This window comes from Sphingomonas sp. Leaf5 (assembly GCF_001421155.1).
Lineage (GTDB): Bacteria > Pseudomonadota > Alphaproteobacteria > Sphingomonadales > Sphingomonadaceae > Sphingomonas.
Genome location: NZ_LMJZ01000003.1, coordinates 56,294 through 76,263 on the forward strand (window position 1 = coordinate 56,294; position 19,970 = coordinate 76,263).

At 66.9% G+C, this 19,970-nt stretch carries 21 protein-coding genes; 13 read left to right on the forward strand and 8 right to left on the reverse strand.

Features of this window, described 5'->3' with window-relative positions; all coding sequences use genetic code 11:
* Positions 1-2: 2 nt before the first annotated feature.
* The 4 genes from ASE50_RS04500 to ASE50_RS04515 are packed head-to-tail and all read right to left on the reverse strand — an operon-like array spanning position 3 to position 3,521.
* Positions 3-581, reverse strand: coding sequence for an ABC-type transport auxiliary lipoprotein family protein (locus tag ASE50_RS04500; RefSeq protein ID WP_056396220.1), 579 nt, complete (start codon positions 579-581; stop codon positions 3-5).
* A 23-nt stretch (positions 582-604) separates the two neighbouring features.
* On the reverse strand, positions 605-1,570 hold the full coding sequence (locus ASE50_RS04505; RefSeq protein ID WP_056396233.1) for an MlaD family protein: 966 nt from the start codon (positions 1,568-1,570) through the stop codon (positions 605-607).
* Positions 1,570-2,430 carry an ABC transporter ATP-binding protein gene (locus ASE50_RS04510; RefSeq protein ID WP_056396236.1) on the reverse strand — a complete coding sequence of 287 codons (861 nt, stop codon included), beginning with the start codon at positions 2,428-2,430 and terminating at the stop codon, positions 1,570-1,572. The genes ASE50_RS04505 and ASE50_RS04510 overlap by 1 nt, the downstream gene beginning before the upstream one ends.
* A complete protein-coding gene (locus tag ASE50_RS04515) occupies positions 2,412-3,521 on the reverse strand; it encodes an ABC transporter permease (protein ID WP_056396460.1) in 1,110 nt (369 codons plus the stop codon). Before ASE50_RS04515 ends, ASE50_RS04510 begins: the two co-directional genes overlap by 19 nt.
* Positions 3,522-3,577: 56 nt before the next feature.
* Between ASE50_RS04515 and ASE50_RS04520 the strand changes: the two genes are divergently transcribed.
* Entirely contained in the window at positions 3,578-4,258 is a 681-nt protein-coding gene (locus tag ASE50_RS04520) for an HAD family hydrolase (RefSeq protein WP_056396239.1), read from the forward strand.
* Between the two features lie 150 nt (positions 4,259-4,408).
* On the opposite strand, the gene ASE50_RS04525 is transcribed toward ASE50_RS04520, so the two are convergent.
* Entirely contained in the window at positions 4,409-4,852 is a 444-nt protein-coding gene (locus ASE50_RS04525) for a hypothetical protein (protein WP_056396242.1), read from the reverse strand.
* 130 nt (positions 4,853-4,982) lie between these two features.
* On the opposite strand from ASE50_RS04525, the gene ppc reads away from it, so the two are divergent.
* A complete protein-coding gene (gene ppc / locus ASE50_RS04530) occupies positions 4,983-7,658 on the forward strand; it encodes a phosphoenolpyruvate carboxylase (protein WP_056396245.1) in 2,676 nt (891 codons plus the stop codon).
* Between the two features lie 76 nt (positions 7,659-7,734).
* Here the strand turns inward: ppc and ASE50_RS04535 are convergent, their stop codons facing one another.
* The 3 genes from ASE50_RS04535 to ASE50_RS04545 all read right to left on the reverse strand — a co-directional run bounded on the left by ASE50_RS04535 (position 7,735) and on the right by ASE50_RS04545 (position 12,088).
* Positions 7,735-9,894, reverse strand: coding sequence for a M3 family metallopeptidase (locus ASE50_RS04535; RefSeq protein ID WP_056396253.1), 2,160 nt, complete (start codon positions 9,892-9,894; stop codon positions 7,735-7,737).
* A gap of 70 nt (positions 9,895-9,964) precedes the next feature.
* Positions 9,965-10,498, reverse strand: a complete 534-nt coding sequence (locus ASE50_RS04540; protein ID WP_056396257.1) for a hypothetical protein — start codon at positions 10,496-10,498, stop codon at positions 9,965-9,967.
* 99 nt (positions 10,499-10,597) lie between these two features.
* The gene (locus ASE50_RS04545) at positions 10,598-12,088 is read right to left on the reverse strand and encodes a deoxyribodipyrimidine photo-lyase (protein WP_235512156.1); all 1,491 of its coding nucleotides are present in this window, start codon (positions 12,086-12,088) and stop codon (positions 10,598-10,600) included.
* 192 nt (positions 12,089-12,280) lie between these two features.
* Between ASE50_RS04545 and ASE50_RS04550 the strand changes: the two genes are divergently transcribed.
* The 11 genes from ASE50_RS04550 (at position 12,281) to ASE50_RS04600 (ending at position 19,944) form a co-directional block, all read left to right on the forward strand.
* Complete coding sequence (locus ASE50_RS04550; RefSeq protein WP_200909476.1) at positions 12,281-13,024, forward strand: DUF1080 domain-containing protein; 744 nt, start codon at positions 12,281-12,283, stop codon at positions 13,022-13,024.
* Positions 13,021-14,715 (forward strand): GMC oxidoreductase, encoded by a 1,695-nt coding sequence (locus ASE50_RS04555; protein WP_056396260.1) that lies wholly within the window; start codon positions 13,021-13,023, stop codon positions 14,713-14,715. Before ASE50_RS04550 ends, ASE50_RS04555 begins: the two co-directional genes overlap by 4 nt.
* Positions 14,712-15,425 (forward strand): gluconate 2-dehydrogenase subunit 3 family protein, encoded by a 714-nt coding sequence (locus ASE50_RS04560; protein WP_056396262.1) that lies wholly within the window; start codon positions 14,712-14,714, stop codon positions 15,423-15,425. Before ASE50_RS04555 ends, ASE50_RS04560 begins: the two co-directional genes overlap by 4 nt.
* 143 nt (positions 15,426-15,568) lie before the next feature.
* Positions 15,569-16,069 carry a helix-turn-helix domain-containing protein gene (locus ASE50_RS04565; RefSeq protein ID WP_056396265.1) on the forward strand — a complete coding sequence of 167 codons (501 nt, stop codon included), beginning with the start codon at positions 15,569-15,571 and terminating at the stop codon, positions 16,067-16,069.
* Positions 16,070-16,088: 19 nt separating this feature from the next.
* Entirely contained in the window at positions 16,089-16,436 is a 348-nt protein-coding gene (locus ASE50_RS04570) for a hypothetical protein (RefSeq protein ID WP_056396270.1), read from the forward strand.
* 16 nt (positions 16,437-16,452) lie between these two features.
* Positions 16,453-16,920: a hypothetical protein gene (locus ASE50_RS04575; RefSeq protein ID WP_056396273.1), complete on the forward strand. Its 468-nt coding sequence runs from the start codon at positions 16,453-16,455 to the stop codon at positions 16,918-16,920.
* On the forward strand, positions 16,872-17,213 hold the full coding sequence (locus ASE50_RS04580) for a MarR family transcriptional regulator (protein ID WP_056396276.1): 342 nt from the start codon (positions 16,872-16,874) through the stop codon (positions 17,211-17,213). The genes ASE50_RS04575 and ASE50_RS04580 overlap by 49 nt, the downstream gene beginning before the upstream one ends.
* Before the next feature lie 385 nt (positions 17,214-17,598).
* Positions 17,599-17,838 carry a hypothetical protein gene (locus ASE50_RS04585; protein ID WP_235512158.1) on the forward strand — a complete coding sequence of 80 codons (240 nt, stop codon included), beginning with the start codon at positions 17,599-17,601 and terminating at the stop codon, positions 17,836-17,838.
* A gap of 36 nt (positions 17,839-17,874) precedes the next feature.
* Positions 17,875-18,240 carry a CsbD family protein gene (locus ASE50_RS04590; RefSeq protein WP_056396280.1) on the forward strand — a complete coding sequence of 122 codons (366 nt, stop codon included), beginning with the start codon at positions 17,875-17,877 and terminating at the stop codon, positions 18,238-18,240.
* A 7-nt stretch (positions 18,241-18,247) separates the two neighbouring features.
* Complete coding sequence (locus ASE50_RS04595) at positions 18,248-19,765, forward strand: helix-turn-helix transcriptional regulator (protein WP_056396283.1); 1,518 nt, start codon at positions 18,248-18,250, stop codon at positions 19,763-19,765.
* A complete protein-coding gene (locus ASE50_RS04600) occupies positions 19,762-19,944 on the forward strand; it encodes a hypothetical protein (RefSeq protein WP_056396286.1) in 183 nt (60 codons plus the stop codon). The genes ASE50_RS04595 and ASE50_RS04600 overlap by 4 nt, the downstream gene beginning before the upstream one ends.
* Positions 19,945-19,970 lie beyond the last annotated feature (26 nt).

Here is a 19,970-nt window from a genome sequence, read left to right on the forward strand (position 1 = left end):
GATCAGCCCCGGACCCAGTCGGCGACGGCGGTCGCGACGGTGTTCGCGGCCTGATTGATCGCCGGGCCGACGCTGTTCGCGTCGATCGTCGCGACCGGCGCGCGCGCCTCGAAGCGGCGCTTTTCGAACGTGGTCGACCCGGCGCGCTGCAGGGTCGCATCATAGACGACCACCGCTTCGCTGCGCCCGGCATCGATGCCGAATTCGCGCAGTTCGCCGTTCAATTGCGCACCTGGATCGGCAAAGCCCTGCCGCGTGCTCAGCACCACCATGTTCGCGCGCGACGTCAGCGTATCGGACAGCAGCCGTGCGAACAGGCGCGCGGGCGGTTCGACCCATTGCGCTTCCTTGACATAGGCGATGCTGGTCGCGCTCGACTGCACCGGCACGCGCGTCACCGCAAGCTCCTGCGGCACCACCGGTACCTGCACGGTGATCGAACGCGCCTGTGCCGAGCTCTGCGTCGTACCTGCCGCGATCGAGGCGGCCGGGGCCAGCGTCAGCAGCGCGGGCGGCGGTTCGGCACCGAAGCGGATGCACCCGGCAAGCGGCAGGAGCAGCAGAACCGACAGCTTCTTCATGGGGCGCATCCTTGTCTTCCGCGTCACTTCTTGGGGTCGTAGTCGGGCAGCTTCGAGCGGCCGACCAGCGCGGTCGCGCCACCCTGATCGACCTTTTCCGCGACCGAGGCGAGCGCGCCGGTCATCGCGCGCAGATCGCCGACCAGCTGGTTGACCTGCGGGATGGTCTGCTTGCTGAACGCCTGCAGCCCCGGCTTCGCATCGCCGATCGCGTCGTTCAGCGTCTCGGCGCTCTTCTGCGCGCTGGCGATGGTGCGGTTCAGTTGCTGGATCGTCGGCTGGATGTCGTTCGACAGCACGCCGTTGGTCGTCGCCGCCAGCTCACCGATCTGTTGCGAGGCGACACCGGCGCGCTGGATCGCGATCCGCGTTTCGGCCAGCGTCGCCGCGATTTCGGGCCCACGATCTGCCAGCGCGTCAGTCAGCCGGTTGGTGCTGTCGAGGATCGCGGCGATCGAATTCTGGTTGCGGTCGGACAGCACGTCGGCCAGCCGCTCGGTCAGGGTGGTGACGCGTTCGAGCAACTGCGGCGCGGAGCTGAGCAACGCAGCGACGCCGCCCGCCTTTGGAGGGATGACCGGTACGCCCATCGGGCACGACTGTTCGGCATTCGTTTCGGGACAGGCGATCGGCGGCGCGCCCTTGACCGCGCCGTCGAGCGTGATGGTCGAGACGCCGGTAAAGCTGCCGACGATCGTCGCCGTCGTGCCGAGCAGGACCGGGGTCTCGTCCTTCACCTTGATGCGGACGCGGACGAATTGCGGGTCCTTCGGCCACAGGGCGATATCCTCGACCTGACCCGAGGGGACGCCCGAAAACGATACCGGCGACCCCTTTGCCAGGCCGTCGACGGCCTGTTTGAAGAAGACGTCATATTCTTTTTCACTGCCGCCGCCGATACGGGCGAGCCACACGGTGAACAGCGCCAGCATGACCAGCAGGATCAGCACCACCGCGCCGACAAGGACATGGTTCGACCGGGTTTCCATCAGCGCCTCTGGGCTTGCGGCGAGGCCGGCTCTGCGCCGGCGTCGCGGTCGTGGTTGCGGGCGGCGATGCGTTCCTGCGCATCGGTCGCGGCGCGGCCACGGGGTCCGTTGAAATATTCCTGGATCCACGGATGGTCCAGCGCGAGCAGTTCGTCGATCGTGCCGACGGCGATGACCTTCTTGTCCGCCAGCACAGCCACGCGGTCGCAAATGGCGTGCAGCGTGTCGAGGTCGTGGGTGATGAGGAAGACGGTGAGCCCCAGCGTCTTTTGCAGCGACGCGGTGAGGTCGTCGAACGCCGCCGCACCGATCGGATCGAGGCCGGCGGTCGGTTCGTCGAGGAACAGCAATTGCGGATCGAGCGCGAGGGCGCGCGCCAGCCCGGCACGCTTCTTCATGCCGCCCGACAACTCCGACGGATATTTCGGCCCGGCATTGGCCGGCAGGCCGGTCATCACGACCTTGTACCCGGCAATCTCGTCGAGCAGCGCAGGCTTGAGCTTCGGGTAGAATTCCTTCAGCGGCACCTGCACGTTTTCGGCGACGGTCAGCGTCGAGAACAGTGCGCCGCCCTGAAACAGCACGCCCCATTTCTTGCGGATTTCGGTCGCTTCGGTTTCCTCGCGGCCGATCGTGTTCTCACCGAACACCTCGATCGTGCCGGCGGTTGGCGTCTGAAGCCCAATGATCGAGCGCATCAGCACCGATTTGCCGGTGCCCGATCCGCCGACCACACCGAGGATCTCGCCACGCCGCACGTCGAGATCGAGGTCCTCGTGAATGACCTGGTCGCCGAACTGGTTCTTGAGACCACGGACGCGGATGAGGGATTCGCGCTCGCTCATATCCAGCCGATCCATGCGAAGAAGATCGCGAAAAACGCGTCGAGCACGATCACTAGGAAGATCGCCTGCACCACCGCCGCCGTCGTCCGGCTGCCGACCTGTTCGGCATCGCTTTCGACCTGCATGCCGTGGAAACAGCCGGCCATGCCGATGATCGCACCGAATACCGGTGCCTTGATCAGACCGATATACAGGTCGGTGATCGGCACGACTTCGCGGATGCGGGTGACGAAGGTGATCGGCGGGATGCCGAGCTGTGCCCAGCTGAGCAATCCGCCGCCGATGATGGCGATGATCGACGCATAGAAGCCGAGCAACAGCATCATGACGATCGCGGCGATGACGCGCGGCAGGACCAGCGCCTCCATCGGCGACACGCCGATCGTGCGCATCGCGTCGATCTCTTCGGTCAGCTTCATCGTGCCGAGCTGCGCGGCGAACGCCGAGCCCGAGCGACCCGCGACCATGATCGCGGTCATCAACACGCCCAGTTCGCGGAAGGTGAGGCGACCGATCAGGTTGATCGTGAACACTTCTGCACCGAATTGTCGCAGCTGCACCGCGCCCTGCTGCGCGATGACCATCCCGATCAGGAAGCTCATCAACCCGATGATGCCGAGCGCCGAGACGCCGACGACCTCGAACCGTTGCACCGTCGCATTGAAGCGGAAACGGCGCGGGTGACGCAGGATGTTTAGGAACGCGATGACGGTCGCGCCCATGAAGCCGAGCAGGCCCAGCATCTGTCGCGCGCTGCCCGATACCGCTTCGCCGATCTCTTCCAGCACCCGCAGCGGCGGGCTGAGCGCCTTGCCCTTGCGGACGACCGGATCGTCGGCGGCCGCGACCTGATCGAACAGGTGCTGGCTGTCGGTGTTCAATCCCTCGATGGCGACGTCGCGGTCGCGCGCGAAGCGGTGGACCAGCCACGCACCGACCGTATCGATCCGGTCGACTTGCGACAGGTCGATCCGGCTGACCGGTCCGTCGACCTCGTTCAGTCGTTCGGGCAGGTCGCCGACATGGGCGAGCGACAGGTTGCCGGTGAAGCGCAGCACGCCACCGCCATCGGCCCGGTCGTGCGAAAAATCGGCGGAAGCGCTCATCGCAGCCATCCATCGGCGATTTGCGGCGTCGCGGCAAGATGGTACGCGCTTGGCGCATGCGCCACCGCGACCTCGCCATCTATGACATGGACAAGACCATCACCCGCGTCGCGACATGGACGCCGTTCCTGCGCCATGCGCTGAAGGAGCGCGGACGGGGTGCCTTGTGGCTGCTGCCGATCGCGGGGATCGCCGTCACCGGCTATGTCTTGCGCCTGTACGGTCGCGACCGGTTGAAGGAGATGACGCACCGGCTGGTGCTGGGTCGCACGGTGCCGGGCGAACGATTGACCGATACGGCGCGCGCCTTTGCGCGGGCTACGGTCGCCACCGGCCTGCTCGATGGCGCGCGGGCGCGAATCGAAGCCGACCGTGCCGATGGTCGGATGCTGGTGCTCGCCACCGCATCCTATCGTTTCTACGCACAGGAGATCGCGGACCTGCTCGGCTTCGACGCGGTCATCGCCACCAACTGCGCGCAGGAGCAAGGCGGCAACGTGCTGGCGCGAATCGATGGCGAGAATTGCTACGGCGCGGCCAAACTGCGCGCGATCGAGGCGTGGACCGCCGAACAAGGGATCGCGCGCGGCGACGTGGCGGTCCGGTTCTACAGCGATCACGTCTCGGACGCGCCGGTATTCGACTGGGCCGACGAACCGTTTCCGGTCAACGCCCATGCCCCGCTGAAGGCGCTGGCGCGCAAACGGGGCTGGCCGGTGCTCGACTGGCGCGACTGACGCTGGGGCGGATCGGGTCGGAATGGGGCGGCTCGTCTTCCGTGCGGTTCGACCGCTGTAAACGTTACGCGGGCCAAACGGTTCAATGCCCGCGGCGGACCCTTTTCCCGACATGCTCCCCCCGTCCCTCGTCAGGAAGGAGAAGAGCCTTCAGCGCTTCGACGTCCCCAGCCGCTTCGCGTTCGCCGTCGCCTTGGCATGGATCGGGGTCAGCGCCCGGCCGCCGGCACCGATCACGCCCGCGGTCAGCCGCATCGCCCGGTCCTGCCCTGCCGCGATCCGCCGTGCGGACGGCAACCGGCCGGCGGTGCCGAGCGACCAAGCGTCCTGCATCGCCTGCATCCACAGCCCCTGCATCGCCGCCATGTCCTTCGCCAGCGAATCGCCCGCCTTCGAAAAGGCCTGCGTCTTTTCGGTGACCATGCCGGTCAGTTCGACGTGATCGGCGGTCCATGGATTGCGTAGGCCGGCATCGATCATCGGCATCCGCCGGTCGATCACCACGGCGGAGGCAGCCATCGTTTCCCACAGGCGCAGGCTGGTCTGGGCAGCGTCGGTCCACATCTGCCACCACAGGGTCATTGGCATCGTCATCGCTGGTTCCTTCGACAAGGTCCGCCGCGGATCGGGTGCAGCGCCACCGCCTTACCCGATGACCATTCTTTATACCATGCGCGTGATCGTCGCTTGACCCGCATCCTGCCGCATTGCAGCAAGTGTGCCCATGACGACTCTGCCCCCGATCACCAACAATCCCGACATCCGCTTTCTCGGCCGGCTGCTCGGTGACGTCATCCGCACCTATGGCGGGGACGCGCTGTTCAAACGGATCGAGCATATCCGATCGACGTCGGTCGACCGGCATCGCGGGGTGGCCGGGGCCTATACGATCGACCTGGGGCTCGACAGCCTCAGCCTCGACGATACGATCGCGTTCGTGCGCGGGTTCATGATGTTCTCGATGCTCGCCAATCTGGCCGAGGATCGGCAGGGCATCGCAGCCGAACCGGGGGCCGATGTCGCGACCGCGATCGAGAAATTGCAGGCCGAGGGCATCGGGCGCGATGCGGTGCTGGCACTGCTCGACCATGCGCTGATCGCGCCGGTACTGACCGCGCACCCGACCGAGGTGCGGCGCAAGTCGATGATCGACCACAAGAACCGCATCGCCGACCTGATGCTGTTGAAGGATCAGGGCGCCGAGGAAACGCCCGAGGGCGACCGGGTCGACGAAGCGATCCTGCGCCAGATCGCGCTGCTGTGGCAGACCCGCGTCCTGCGCCGCGAACGGCTGTACGTCGCCGACGAGGTCGAAACCGCGCTCAGCTATCTGCGCGACGTGTTCCTGCCCACCCTGCCCGCGCTGTATGCCCGGTGGGAACGGGTGCTGGGCCAGCGCCCGCCGTCGTTCCTGAAACCCGGCAGCTGGATCGGTGGCGACCGCGACGGCAATCCGTTCGTCGATGCCGCCGCGCTCAGGCTGGCGCTGGCCAAGGCCGCCGATGCGGTGCTCGGCTATTATCTCGACCAGCTCCACAGCCTCGGTGCCGAACTATCGATCTCGACCGAGCATGTCCCGGTCGACGAGGCGATCGCGGCACTGGCCGACAAGAGCGGCGACAATGCCGCATCCCGTGCCGACGAACCGTTCCGCCGGGCGATCAGCGGCATCTATGCGCGCCTTGCCGCCACCCACCAGAAGCTGACCGGAAAGGTCGCGCCGCGCCCTGGCAATTTGACCGGCGAACCCTATGCCGATCCGGCGGCGTTCCGCGCCGATCTCGCGTCGCTCGCCCGCGGACTGGTGCAGCAGAATAACGGTCCGCTGTCGACCGGCGGCGCGCTCGGCCGGCTGATCCGCGCGGTCGAGACGTTCGGTTTCCACCTCGCCACACTCGACATGCGCCAGAACAGCGTGATTCATGAGGGCGTCGTCGCCGAACTGCTGAAGGTCGCCGGGGTTGAGGCGGATTATACGGCGCTGGACGAGGATGCGCGCGTCGAACTGCTGCGCCGCGAACTCGAAAGCCCGCGCCCGCTGACCAGTCCCTATGCCGAATATTCGGAGCAGACCGCATCCGAACTGGCGATCCTGCGCGCCGCCGCCGACGCCCATGCCCGCTATGGCCGCGAGTGCATCCGCCATTACATCGTGTCGATGGCGCAGTCGGTATCGGACCTGCTCGAAGTGCATCTGCTGCTGAAGGAGAGCGGCCTGTACGTCCCGGGCGAGACCCCGCAGGCGCATATCATGGCGATCCCGCTGTTCGAGACGGTCGCCGATCTGGAAGCGGCACCGGCGATCATGACGCGGTGGCTGGCGTTGCCCGAAGTCGCGGCGATCGCACAGAAGCGCGGCCATCAGGAAGTGATGATCGGCTACTCCGATTCGAACAAGGACGGCGGCTACCTGACCTCGACCTGGCAATTGTCGAAGGGGTCGACGGCGCTGGCGCCGGTGTTCGAAGAGGCGGGCATCGGGATGCAGTTGTTCCACGGGCGCGGTGGCGCGGTGGGGCGCGGCGGCGGGTCGTCGTTCGCCGCGATCCGGGCGCAGCCGCACGACACGGTGCAGGGCCGCATCCGCATCACTGAACAGGGCGAGGTCATCGCGGCGAAGTACGGCACGCGCGACAGTGCCGTCACGAACCTAGAAGCAATGACGTCGGCGACGTTGCTCGCCAGCCTCGAACCTGATTCGCTGAACCCCGCCGATGCGGCACGCTTCGCTGCCGCCATGGACACGCTGTCCGATACGGCGTTCAAGACCTATCGCGGCCTCGTCTATGGCACCGATGGCTTCACCACCTTCTTCCGACAAGCGACGCCGATCGCCGAGATCGCCGGACTGAAGATCGGGTCGCGCCCGGCCAGCCGGAAGAAATCCGACGCGATCGAGGACCTGCGCGCGATTCCGTGGGTGTTCAGCTGGGCACAGGCGCGGATCATGCTGCCGGGCTGGTACGGGGTCGGCGCGGCGCTGCAATCGTTCGAGGACAAGGGATTGCTGCGCGAGATGGCGACCGCATGGCCGCTGTTCGCGGCGACTTTGGCCAATATGGAAATGGTGCTCGCCAAGTCCGACATGGACGTCGCGGCGCGCTATGCCGGGCTGGTCGAGGACAAGGCGCTGTCGGAGGCAATCTTCGGCCGGATTCGCGAAGGCTGGCAGGCGACGCATGACGGGTTGCTGTCGGTCACCCGCCAGACGCGGCTGCTGGAAAAGAGCCCCGCGCTCGAAGCGTCGATCCGGCTGCGCACGCCGTATATCGAGCCGCTGAACCTGCTCCAGATCGAACTGCTCAAGCGGCACCGTGCGGGCGAGGCCGATGCCCGGATCGGCGAGGGCATCCTGCTGTCGATCAACGCCATCGCGACGGCGCTGCGCAACAGCGGCTGACGGGCGGAGCCTGTCCAGCCTGCGGCGCGGGCCACAGGACCCGATCCGGCGCAGCTGCACCGGATCGGGCGCGTGGTTACTTCGCGGCGGCCGGCGTGCCGGCGGCGGCGATACGCGATCCGTCGGCATTGAGCCCCAGGTCGCGCAGCAGCGGTCCGACCTGCGGATCGGCCCCGTTGAAGTTGCGGAACATGACCGCGTAATCCTCGGTATGGCCCTTCGACAGGATCATCTCGCGGAACCGCTGGCCATTGGCGCGGGTCATACCGCCGTTGTGCTCGAACCAGTCGAACGCGTTCGCGCTCAGCATCTTGGTCCAGCTGTACGCATAATAGCCGGCGGCATAGCCATTGCCCCAGATGTGCAGGAAATAGGTGGATCGATAGCGCGGCGGCACGTCGGCGACGTCCAGCCCGGTGGCGGCCAGCGCCTTCGTCTCGAACGCGTCGGCGTCCTGAACCCCCTGTGCGGCGGTCAGCGAATGCCAGCTCATGTCCATTTCGGCGGCGGCCAACGCCTCGCCGAACGAATAGCCCGAATTGAACGTGCCGGCGCGCTTGATCTTGTCGATCAGGGTCTGCGGAATGACCTGTCCGGTGCGGTAATGGACGGCGTAATGCGGCAGGACCTTGGGGTTCAGCGCCCAGTGCTCGTTGAACTGCGACGGGAATTCGACGAAATCGCGCGCGGTGTTAGTGCCCGAGATGCTGGGATAGGTCTGGTTCGCGAACAGGCCGTGCAACGCGTGACCGAATTCGTGGAACATGGTCGTCACGTCGTCGAAACTGATCAGCGCGGGCTGACCGGCGGCGGGCTTGGTGAAATTGCTGACATTATAGATGACCGGCTTGGTTCCGATCAGCTTCGACTGGTTGACGAAGTTCGACATCCACGCGCCGCCATTCTTGTTGTCGCGCTTCCACAGGTCGAAATACATCAACCCGACCGGGGTGCCGTTCGCCTCCAGCACCTCATAGACGCTGATATCGGGATGATAGACCGGAATGTCGGTCCGCCGCTTGAACGTCAGCCCGTATAGCTGGTTGGCGGCATAGAAGACACCGTCGGTCAGCACCTTGTCGATTTCGAAATAGGGCTTCAGTTCATCCTGATTCAGGTCGTAGCGCGCCTTGCGGACCTGTTCCGAATAATAGTCCCAATCCCATGGCTTCAGCTGGAAATTGCCGCCGGTCGCGGCGATCCGTGCCTGTAGTTCCGCCGCCTCGCGCCGCTGTTCGGCGGCGACCGGCGTTCCCAGTTGCTGCATGAAGCCGAGCGCGGTCTTCGGATTCTGCGCCATCTGGTCCTGCAACACGTAATCGGCCCAGGTGGCGAAGCCGAGCAGCTTCGCCTTTTGCGCGCGCAGCGCCGCGATCTTCACGATCGTCGCGCGGGTGTCGTTCGCATCGCCCTTCGCCGCGCGTGTCCAGCTGGCGTTGAACAGCGCCTCGCGCGTCGCGCGGTTCTTCAGCGTCGCCAGTTCGGGCTGCTGGGTCGTGTTCTGCAACGTCAGCACATAGTTGCCGGCCAGCCCGCGCGCCGTTGCCGCATCGGCGGCCGCCGCGATCTCCCCCTCCGACAGGCCGTCGAGCTTCGCCCGGTCGTCGATCACCAGCGCGCCGGCCTTTGCCGCCGCCAGCAGCTTTTGCTGGAACGCCGTCTCCAGCGTCGACAATTGCGCGTTATAGGCGCTCAGCGTCTTCTTGTCGGCCGGCGACAGCAAGGCACCGGCGCGGACCATCCCCTGATAGGTCAGGGTCAACACCTGCAACTGTTCGGCGTTCAGCCGCAGCGACTGGCGCTGGTCATACAGCGTCTTGACCCGCGCGAACAAGGCGGGATCGAGGTTGATCGCATCCTGATGCGCGGCATAGGCGGGGGCCAGTTCGGCCTGCGTCGCCTGCAAAATGTCGTCGGTATTGGCACCGACCACCCCGTAAAAGGCGAGGCTGGCCCGTTCGAGCAGACGGCCCGACCGCTCCATCGCGGCGATGGTGTTGTCGAAGGTCGGTGCGCTGCGGGCGCGGGTGATCGCGGTGATTTCGGCACGCTGTTCGGCCATGCCGGCGCGGATCGCGGGGCCGTAATCGGCGCTCTTGATCCGGTCGAACGGCGGCGCTTCGAACGGCAGCGTGCTGGCGCGGGCGAACGGGTTGGTTGCGGGCAGTGGCGCGGCGAGGGCGGTCGTCGACAGCATCAGGAAGGTAGCGGCGGCGGTAACGGGAAACAGGCGCATGACAGCTCCGTCGATACAGGGAGAACCGCCTGTGTCGCACCCCCCGCCCCGCCGGGCAATGCCCCGCCGGTCAGCGCAGCATCAGCCAGCCGAGGACGGTCAGCGCGGCCAGCGCCCGCCATCCCCCCTCGGTCCGGATCAGATAGACCATGCCGAGCACCCCGGCGGCGGCCAGCGCGCCCGCCGCGGCCTGTCGCGTGGTGATCCGGTCGAGCACCATGATCCCGGCGACGATGTTCGCCGCGATGTTGACGACGATCCATCCATAGGACGGGACCACGCCGATCGATCCCCATAAGGGCAGCTTGATCGTCGCAAAGCCGCGCATCGTCCGTGGAAACAGGTCGGCGGCGAGATGCAGCCCGATCCCGAACGCCAGCCCCGCCGCCACCGGCCAGGTCCGCGGGTCGAGCAGGGCGATGCCCGGCGGCAGGATACTGTGGAGCAGCGCGCTGCGGTGGCGCAGGCGCAACGGGGTATCGAGATCGGGCAAGGTGCTGCCCGCCGCCGTCGCAAGCGTGACGGTCGCGATCAACGTCCAGTTCCCGGTGCCCCCGACAAACGCCAGCACCACCGCACACAATAGAAACAACGCCGCCGCCATCGACGCGCGTTACCTATCCGTACCCGGTTTGTCCACCGGAACGCGCGAACGACAGGTCGCCTAACACGCTGTAAACGATGTGATTCCCGATGCGATCGGTCAGGGCATCGAATAGCGGTCACGCGGCACATCGGCCGGGACATCGATCGCCGGCACCGGCCGCGATGCCGCCTGGGCCAGCCACGCATCGCCGCCGTCGCGGTGGCGCGTCGATCCGTCGCCCCGCGTGGCGACCCGGCCATAGACCGGCCGGTCGCGGTCGCCAGGCGAACCGCCGAACATCGCCGCGATATTGCCATAGGTCGCCGGATCGCGCCCATCGAGACTGAGCCGATTGTTCAGATAGCACGCCGTCGCCCATGCCGTTTCGGGATCGGGCGTCATCGCGATGATCCGTTTCGCCCAGTACATGCGCAGGTTATTGTGCATCCAGCCGAAGCGCAGAAACTGGCGCTGACAGGCATTCCAGCTCTCGTCGCGCGTCTCGCCGCGCGCCATCGCCGACAGGCTTTCCAGATCGGGGCGCGGATCGCCGGCATGATCGGCCAGCGTCGTCCGTGCCCATGCCGCGACCCGGTCATAGCGTTCGGGCGCGGCCAGTGCGCGCGCCTGATAGTGAAACCATTCGCGCCACCCGAGCAGTTCGTCGGCGAATTTGGTGCGGTGTTTGGCGCCTGCATCGGCGTCCCCGACCGCGCGCATCACCTCGCGCGGGCCGAGGACCCCGAAATGGAGATAGGGCGACAGGCCGCTGGCCCCGTCGCGCCGGGTCGCGTCGTTGCGCGCGGTGGCATAGCCCGGCAGCACGTCGCGGATCAGCCGCGCCAACCGCTCCTCCGCCGCCGTGCGCCCGGCGGGAAAGGCGGCGCTGGCCGGCAGGCTGTGGTCGATCGCCAGACCCGCGACGATGGCGTCGAGGTCGATCGTGTCGAGCCGGTCGGGCGCGAACGGCAAATCTCCGACCCAGGGCGCGACGATCGGCTTTTCGACATCGGCATCGATCCAGTCCCCGCGCGCGGGTTCGTGGCGGCGCAGGAAGCCCGACCGGCCGCCGATCCCGTCGCCGATGGCGGCGGGCGGCACCAGACAGGCGGCATTCACCGCATAGACCGCGACCGCCGCACGGTCGGCGACGCGATCCACCTGCCAGCGTGCGACGAAGGTCGGCTGATCCTCCACCACCAGCGCGGCGGCATCGGCGACGAGGCGGTGGACCAGCCCCTTCTCACGGTGGCCCGCCCGATCGATATGATGGACGCAGGTCAGCCCCCGCGCGCGGCATCCCGCCGCCAGATCGCGACCGGCCCCGAGGATGAAATGGTGCAGCCGGTCGGAGGCGTATGGGTAATCCTCGCGCACGCCGTGATAGACCAGCACCGGCAGCGACAGCGCATTGCCGAGACGGATCGCCGCGTCGATCACCGGATTGTCGTCCGCGCGCAGCGCCTGTTGCAGCCAGCACAGTACGTAGCGTCCACCGTCCGCGACGCCGCACGCGTTGCGCGCCCGGACGCGCGGTGCCTCCCGCCAATCGGCCAGTGCCGGGGGCAGCGCGACGCTCACCATGCCATGCCGGCCGTAGCCGCGCATTCGGTGCCTCGCCGGCGGCGGGGGCAAGCTGTGATCGGACGGGGGCGGTGCATCGGGCAATCTCCTGTGCGCCGGATAACGATCGGGAACAGCTTCGGTCGCGGGGGCGGACGCGCCTTGAAAACGAACGCACAGTCGGTAAGCCTGTGGCAACGGCGGCGCCGAAGCACGCCGATCGACAGGAGAACCCCCATGCGCACGGCACTCGGCATCGGCTTGGCCATGGTGATGCTCGCTTCGCCGCTCGCCGCCGGACCGGTTCGCGACAATGTCCTGAGTGCGCAGGAACGCGCGCAGGGCTGGCGATTGTTGTTCAACGGGCGCGACCTGTCGGGATGGCGATCGTTCGACGGCGGGACACCGCCCGCGACATGGACGGTCCGCGACGGCGCGCTGACGCTGATCAAGGCCGACGGACAGATGAGCGGAACCGATCTGGTGACCGCCGGTCGCTATGGCGCGTTCGAACTGACGCTCGACTGGAAGGTGGCGCGCGGCGGCAATAGCGGCATCCTCTATCTGGCGCGGAAGGTACCGGGCGCGCCGCTGCTGTATCAGACCGGGCTGGAGATGCAGGTGCTCGACGATGCCGGCCATTCCGACGGCAAGATTCCGACGCACCGCGCCGGCGCGCTGTACGACATGACGGTGCCCCCCGCCGGTGCGGCGCGACCGGCCGGCAGCTGGAACCATGCCCGCCTGCTGGTGGAGCGCGGCCGGATCCGGCAATGGCTGAACGGGACGCCGACCGCCGACGTTTCCTATGGCGACGAAGGCTGGCGTCGCCGGGTGGCGGGATCGAAATTCGCCGGGATGCCGCAGTTCGGCACCTTCCCCAGCGGGGTCATCGGCCTGCAGGACCATGGCGAACCGGTCGCGTTCCGCAACATCAAGCTGCGCCCGATCGGGCCATCGGCCACCGGGGCGGCCAAATGACCGGCGCGGCCGACGCCGCGATCGACGTCGTCATCGTCGGGTCGGGCGCGGCGGGCGGGATGGCGGCGTACAGCCTGACCAAATCGGGGCTCCGCTGCCTGATCCTGGAGGCCGGGCGCGACTATGATCCGCAAAAGGAGGTGAACATGTTCGCCCCCGAAAGCGCGGCACCGCTGCGCGGCACGGGCACCCCCGACAAGCCGTTCGGCTATTTCGACGCGACGGTCGATGGCGGCTGGCAGGTCGATGGCGAACCGTACACGATGCGCGAAGGCACCGATTTCCGCTGGTATCGTCCCCGGATGCTGGGCGGACGCACCAACCACTGGGGGCGGCACGTGCCGCGCTTCGGTCCGTACGACTTCAAACCCTTTTCCCGCGACGGGCTGGGGGTCGACTGGCCGATCGGCTATGACGAGGTCGCGCCGTTCTACGACCGGGTCGAACGGATGATCGGCGTCAATGGCGGGCCGATCGGACTGGAAAACCACCCCGATTCGCCGGCGGACTGCCTGATGCCGCCGCCCAAGCCCCGCGTGCCCGAAATGCTGATCGCCGCGGCGGCCGAAAGCATCGGCATTCCCGTGCGCGCCGCGCATACGGCGGTGCTGACCCGCGACATGCCGGACCCGGTCGCGCCGCGTAGCGCCTGTTTCAACGCGACGCCGTGTACGCGCGGTTGCACCATCGGTGCGATGTTCCAGACCACGACCTCGCTGCTGCCGATGGCGAAGGCGACCGGGCGGCTGCGCGTCGTCACCGATGCGATGGTGTCGCGGATCGTGATGGCGTCGGGCAACCGCGCCGGCGGCGTCGAATATGTCGATCGCAAGACCGGCATGCGCCACCAGGTCACGGCGCGCGCGGTCGTGCTGGCGGCCGGTACCGGCGAGACGACGCGCCTGCTGCTCAATTCGGGGCAGGACGGGCGCGCCCTTGCCAACACCTCGGGCGAACTCGGCCGCAACCTGACCGATTCCACCGGGGCGTCGTTCCGCGCCTATATTCCCGGCCTCGCCAACCGCCCGCGCTATAACGAGGACGGGATCGGCGGGCAGCACATCTACATCCCGTTCTGGCTGTACGGCCAGCAGCATCGCGGCGAACTGGATTTCGCGCGCGGCTATCATTTCGAAATCAACGGCCGGTTCGGCATTCCGCCCGACACCGCATTGCCACGCACATGGGGACCGGCGTTGAAACAGGCGGTGCGCGAACGCTCCGGCGCGACGATCGGGCTGGTGCTGCGCGGCGAGATGATCCCCAACAAGGATTCCTATTGCGAGATCGATCCGGGCGTGAAGGACCGCTTCGGCATTCCGGTGCTGCGCTTCGCGTTCAAATGGTCGCAGCATGAGATCAATCAGGTCGCACATGGCCGTCGTGCCGCGCATTCGGTGTTCCGCCGGCTGAATGGCACCATCCTCGACCCCGACCTGCCGCCCGAAAAGATCATGACGGCGGGCGGCGAGATCATCCACGAACTCGGCACCGCGCGCATGGGCAGCGACCGGCGATCCTCGGTCGTCGACGGCTATGGCCAGACTTGGGACGTCGACAATATCGTGCTGATGGACGGTGCCGCCTTCGCATCGGGACCGCACAAGAATCCGACCCTCACCATCCTCGCGCTCGCGCTGCGCGCCTCGGAACGATTGGCGACGCGCCTGCGGTCGGGAGCGCTCGCATGACCTTCAGCCGCCGCACGACCCTGCAATGGTTCGCGACCGCGACCGCCCTGACGCTGACCGCACGGCTGCCGGCCATCGGCCCGGTGGCGAGCGACGCCGGCATCCCGCCGCCCTTCGCGGTGGTCGACTGGCCCGCGCAGGTCCCCGACCTGCCGCCGGCAAAGGGCTACGGCCGCGATCCCGACCTGACCGATCCCAAGGTGCCATGGCCGCTCACCCTGACCAAGGGGCAGCGCGCCACCATCGACCTGCTCGGCGACCTGATCCTGCCCGCCGACAAGGCATCGCCCGGGGCCGGCACGCTCGGCTTGGGTGCGTTCATCGACGAATGGATCAGCGCCCCCTATCCGCGACAGCAGGAGGATCGCGGCAGGGTGCTCGCCGGCCTCCTCTGGCTCGATGCGCAGAGCCGGGCGCTGCACGGCGCGACGTTCGCCGCATCGACGCCCGCCCGGCGGACGACGCTGCTCGACGCGCTGACCGTCGCCACCCCGTCGCCGGCCATGGCCCAGCCGGTCGCGTTCATGGACCGGCTGCGCAACCTCCTCATCCTGGGCTTCTACAGCCTGCCCGAGGGGAAGGCGGATATGGGCTATATCGGCGACCAGCCGACCGAGGGCCCCTATCCCGGCCCGACCGATGCCGCCCTGACGCATTTCGCCGCCTTGCTCGACGAACTGAAGCTGACGGACGCGACCCGGCGGGCATAGCCGGTCGTGACGCCCATACCGCGCCCGCACCGGCACCTGCATCGCCCTGTATGCGCGGCGTTTGGCGTACCGATGTCAGATTTTTCCGCCAATCAATATGCACGACCGTTGGAAAGGTCGGGTATGGCGGTAAACGTCGGGTTGTGACCGAATCGGAAGCCCTTGCCCGCCTGACACCGCGCGAACGACGCTGCCTCGAACTGGTGGCGCTGCATTACGACACCGGACAGATCGCTGTCGAACTCGGCATTTCGGTCGCGACCGTCAATGGCTATCTCGCCGATGCCCGTCAGAAACTGGGGGCGCGCAACCGCAAGGAAGCGGCGCGGATGCTGGGTGCCATCCCCGTTTCGCCTGCGGAAACCGTCGTTTCGGCGGCCCCCATCGATGATAGGGGTATGTTCGAACGGGTTGAGCCGACCCCCGCCCCCGGCCCACCATCCGCTTCGCAGACCGGGAATCGATCCGGCGGTACCTTGTCCCGCCTGCTCTATCTCGAACGGACGACCGAACCGCACCGCATCGGCATGGGGGGGCGCACGTTGATGATCGTCGGGCTGGTGGTGGCACTGTGCGCCGCGCTGGCGATGGCCGTCGTCGCTGCCGTGGGTCTCGTGTCGATCTTCGCGAGCCTGCGTCCTTGAGCGACGAAGGGGGTAAGCCATGTACCAACCACTGCATCCGGTGGTCACCGATATCACCCACGGCCTGTTGACCGCCGAACGGTCGAACGACGACGCCATCGTGTCGGCCGCGGCGATGATCCAGGCAATGGTCGCCGATCGCGGCCAGTTGCAACTCCAGTTCGGCACGATCCAGGCGCCGCTGACCGATGCGGCCAAGGCGATGATGCTCGCGGTCGAGGCCCGCGCCCATCTCGGCCGCTGTCACAAGCGGATGCACGAGATCGGCATCGAACACGCCTTCTTCACGTCGACCTCGCACGGCGACGTCTTTCCGACGACCGGCGATCCCGAACCGACCCGTTCCACGCTGCCGCTGGCGGCCTGAACGGTCCGCCGGTCGCGTGAACGCCTGGCTCTATCTGACGCTGCTCCTGACCGTATCGGTCTGGACGCTCCGCCGCGGCGGCGCCCCCGAACGGATCGCGATATCGGCGATCCTGTTCGCGGTCGCCGCCACGATCGCGGTCGCATCGAACCGGATCTTCGGCAGTCGGGAAATCGGCATTTTCGTGGTCGACATGGTGTTGACCCTCGTGATTTGTACGCTGGCGATGCTGGCGGAAAGGTTTTGGCCGGTATGGCTAAGCGCGATTCTGATCGTCGGCGTGATGCTGCAACTGGCGATCTGGTACGCTCCCCATTATTATCGGGACGTCTACCTGATCCTGCACGCGATGAGCGCGTATCCGACGCTCCTGCTGATCCTTGCGGGGACACTGCGCCACCGCCACCGGCTGCGGCGCGACGGGTACGATCCGGCATGGTCGAGGACGGCCCGTCGGAAAACGCCGGACGCGCCCGCCGCCTGATCGCGATGAAGAACCGCATCGCCGGCCTGTATCCGGTGAAGGTGACCGATCCGGTCTATGACGCGCTGTTCCAGCTCTACATCGCCGAGGAAGAAGGCCGGCCGATGTCGGTGTCGGCGGTGGCACCGATGATCCGGGTGCCATCGACCACCTGGCTGCGCTGGGTATCGTTGATGGAAGAAGCCGGGCTGGTCGTGCGTCAGCCCGATCCGGCCGATGGTCGCCGTTGCTGGATCGCGCTGACCCGCGACTGCAAGGCGCGGCTGGATCAGTTGATCACCGATCTATGGTAAGCGGCGATTGTGCGATACCGTACATTGGCCATCGATTGCATCCGCTATCACCATGATGCGAGCAAAACCGGCTCGACCGCCACAGCATCAGCACCCGCAAGACAACCGCCTGAAAGCACAATATAAATATCGCTTTGCAATTCGTCTGACATCGAATTTGCAACGGTTCGTCGCGAAGCATCCCTAACGATATGGTAGTTTACTACTAGTCCTTACGGCAGAAATACCAGGAACGGTAATCCGGCCGGTCGGTTGATGCGCCCGAACCGGTCGCACCTTTACGCCCCGGTCGGAGGAACCGACCATGAAACCTTTGGCGCTGATCTTGATCGGTGCGGCCACGCTATCGGCATGTGCTGCACCCGCCACCCGTATCTCTACGGGCTTGCAGCGTTATGGTCTCGATGCGCCGCGTGCCGATTGCGTCGGTACCCGCCTGCAGGGCGATCTGTCGCTTGGACAGTTGCAGCAACTCGGCCGCGCCGCCGCCGCATACGGGAAGAACGATCCCAATCCGGGCGTCCTGACCGTCGGCGACCTGATCCGCGTCGCCGGCGAGCTGAAGGACCCGGCGATCCCGCTGGCGGTCGGCAAGGCCGCGGCGGGTTGCAACGTCCTGCCCTGACGCCCCGATCCCATTCATGCATACAGGAGACAATGGATGAACAGCGACGAATTCGAAGGCGGCATCCGCTATGCGACCGGCAAGGTCGAAAAGGCCGTGGGCGATGTCGCCGGCCGCCGCGACTGGCAGGCCGATGGCGTGGTCGATCAGGTCGCGGGCGGTGCGCAGCACGGCTACGGCCGCGCCAAGTCGATCCTGAACGACGCGATCGACAGCGCACCGGGCCTGCTGAAGGACGCCCGCGACCGTCTGGAATCGACCGGCCGGCAGGTGGCCGATGCCGCACAGCGCGGCGGCGAGACCACCGTGCGCGCCGCACAGGAACAGCCGCTGGTCTGGGCACTGGGTGCGATCGCGCTCGGCTATGGTCTGGGCTGGCTGATCCACGGACGGCACGACTGATCGCAGCATGACGAAGGCGTCGTTCACCTCGCTGCGCGAGACGGCCGATCTGCGGCATTTGCGGCAGATCATCGTCGGTCTCGACGAAGGCGTGATCCTGATCGATCCCGATCAGAGCCTGTTATGGGCGAACGACGCCGCGCTTGCGATGCACGGCGTGAAAAATATTGCCGATCTGGGGGCGACGGTCGACGAATACCGGTCGCGCTTTCAGCTGCACTATCGCAACAACCACCGCCTGTCCGCCGACGACTATCCGATCGACCGGGTCGTATCGGGCGACCGTTTTTCGGAAGTCGTGGTCGAGGTGACGGTCGCGGGCGAGGACAGGCCGCGCTGGACGCACCAAGTGCGCAGCCTCGTCCTGAACGATGCCGACGATGCCGATCCGGCCTGTCTGGTGCTGATCGTGCAGGACGTGACCGCGCAATATGAGGCCGAGGACCGGTTCGAACAGTCATTCAACGCGAACCCCGCCCCCGCCGTCATCTGCCGCCTGCGCGATCTGCGGTTCGTGAAGGTCAATCAGGGGTTCCTCGACATGACCGGCTATGACCGTGATCAGGTGCTGGACCGTACGGTGTACGACATCGACGTGCTGCGCGGTGCCGAGCGGCGCGATCTGGCCAAGGAACGGCTGGCCAACGGGCGCACCATTCCGCAGATGGAGGCCGAACTCGACCTGCCGAACGGCGAGACCAAGCTGGTGATCGTCGCCGGACAGCCGATCGAGATGGGCGACGAACCGTGCCTGTTGTTCACCTTCGCCGATCTCGAACCCCGCCGCCGCGCACAGGATGCGCTGCGACACAGCGAGGAACGCTTCACCCGGACGTTCCAGATGGCGCCGGTGCCGATGGCGATCGGCGCGCGCGACGGCCATCTGCTGTGCGAGGTGAACGCCAGCTTCGTGCAGATGACCGGCTATTCGCCCGAGGAGATCATCGGCCGGCCGCTCGGCGACGTCGGTCTCTGGGAGAGTCCCGCGGTCCGGTGCCGTGTCGAGGCGGCGATCGATGCTGGGCAGGCTCTGCGCGAGGAAGAGGTACGCATCCATGCCAAGGACGGCGCGATCCTCGATTGTATCGTGTCGACCGAAGCGATCCGGCTGGGCGACGGTGCCTGCGTGTTGTGGGCGATGCAGGACATCACTCAGCGCAAGGCTACCGAAGTCGAGCTGGTCGAGGCGATCGAGGCGGTGATGAAGGATACCAGCTGGTTCAGCCGGTCGGTGATGGACAAGCTGGCCCGGCTGCGCACGCCGCCGGGGGACAGGAGCGGTCCCGGCCTGAACGACCTGACCGCGCGCGAACGCGACGTGCTGGCGCTGATCTGTCGGGGTCAGGACGACAAGACGATCGCGCGCACGCTGGACGTATCGTCCAACACGGTGCGCAACCATGTCGCCCGCATCTACGCGAAAATCGGCGTCAATCGCCGGATCGCGGCGGTGGCATGGGCACGCAGCCGCGGCTTCGACGACGGCGCGCGGCTGGAAACCGGCGATCGGGAGGCAGCCGAATGAACGACAAGACTTCCCCCCGCCCCAAGGGTGCCGACGACAAGCCGTCGGTCTGCGACGCCAGGGGATCGGTCCACGAAGCGATCGGCAAGCTGATCGGCGACGACATCGCCCGCGATCGCGGCTCGGCCGAAAAGGCCGCGGGCGAAACTGCCGACAAAGATAAATCCTCGCGGCGCTGAGCCGCAAGCGATCCGTAATCAACAGG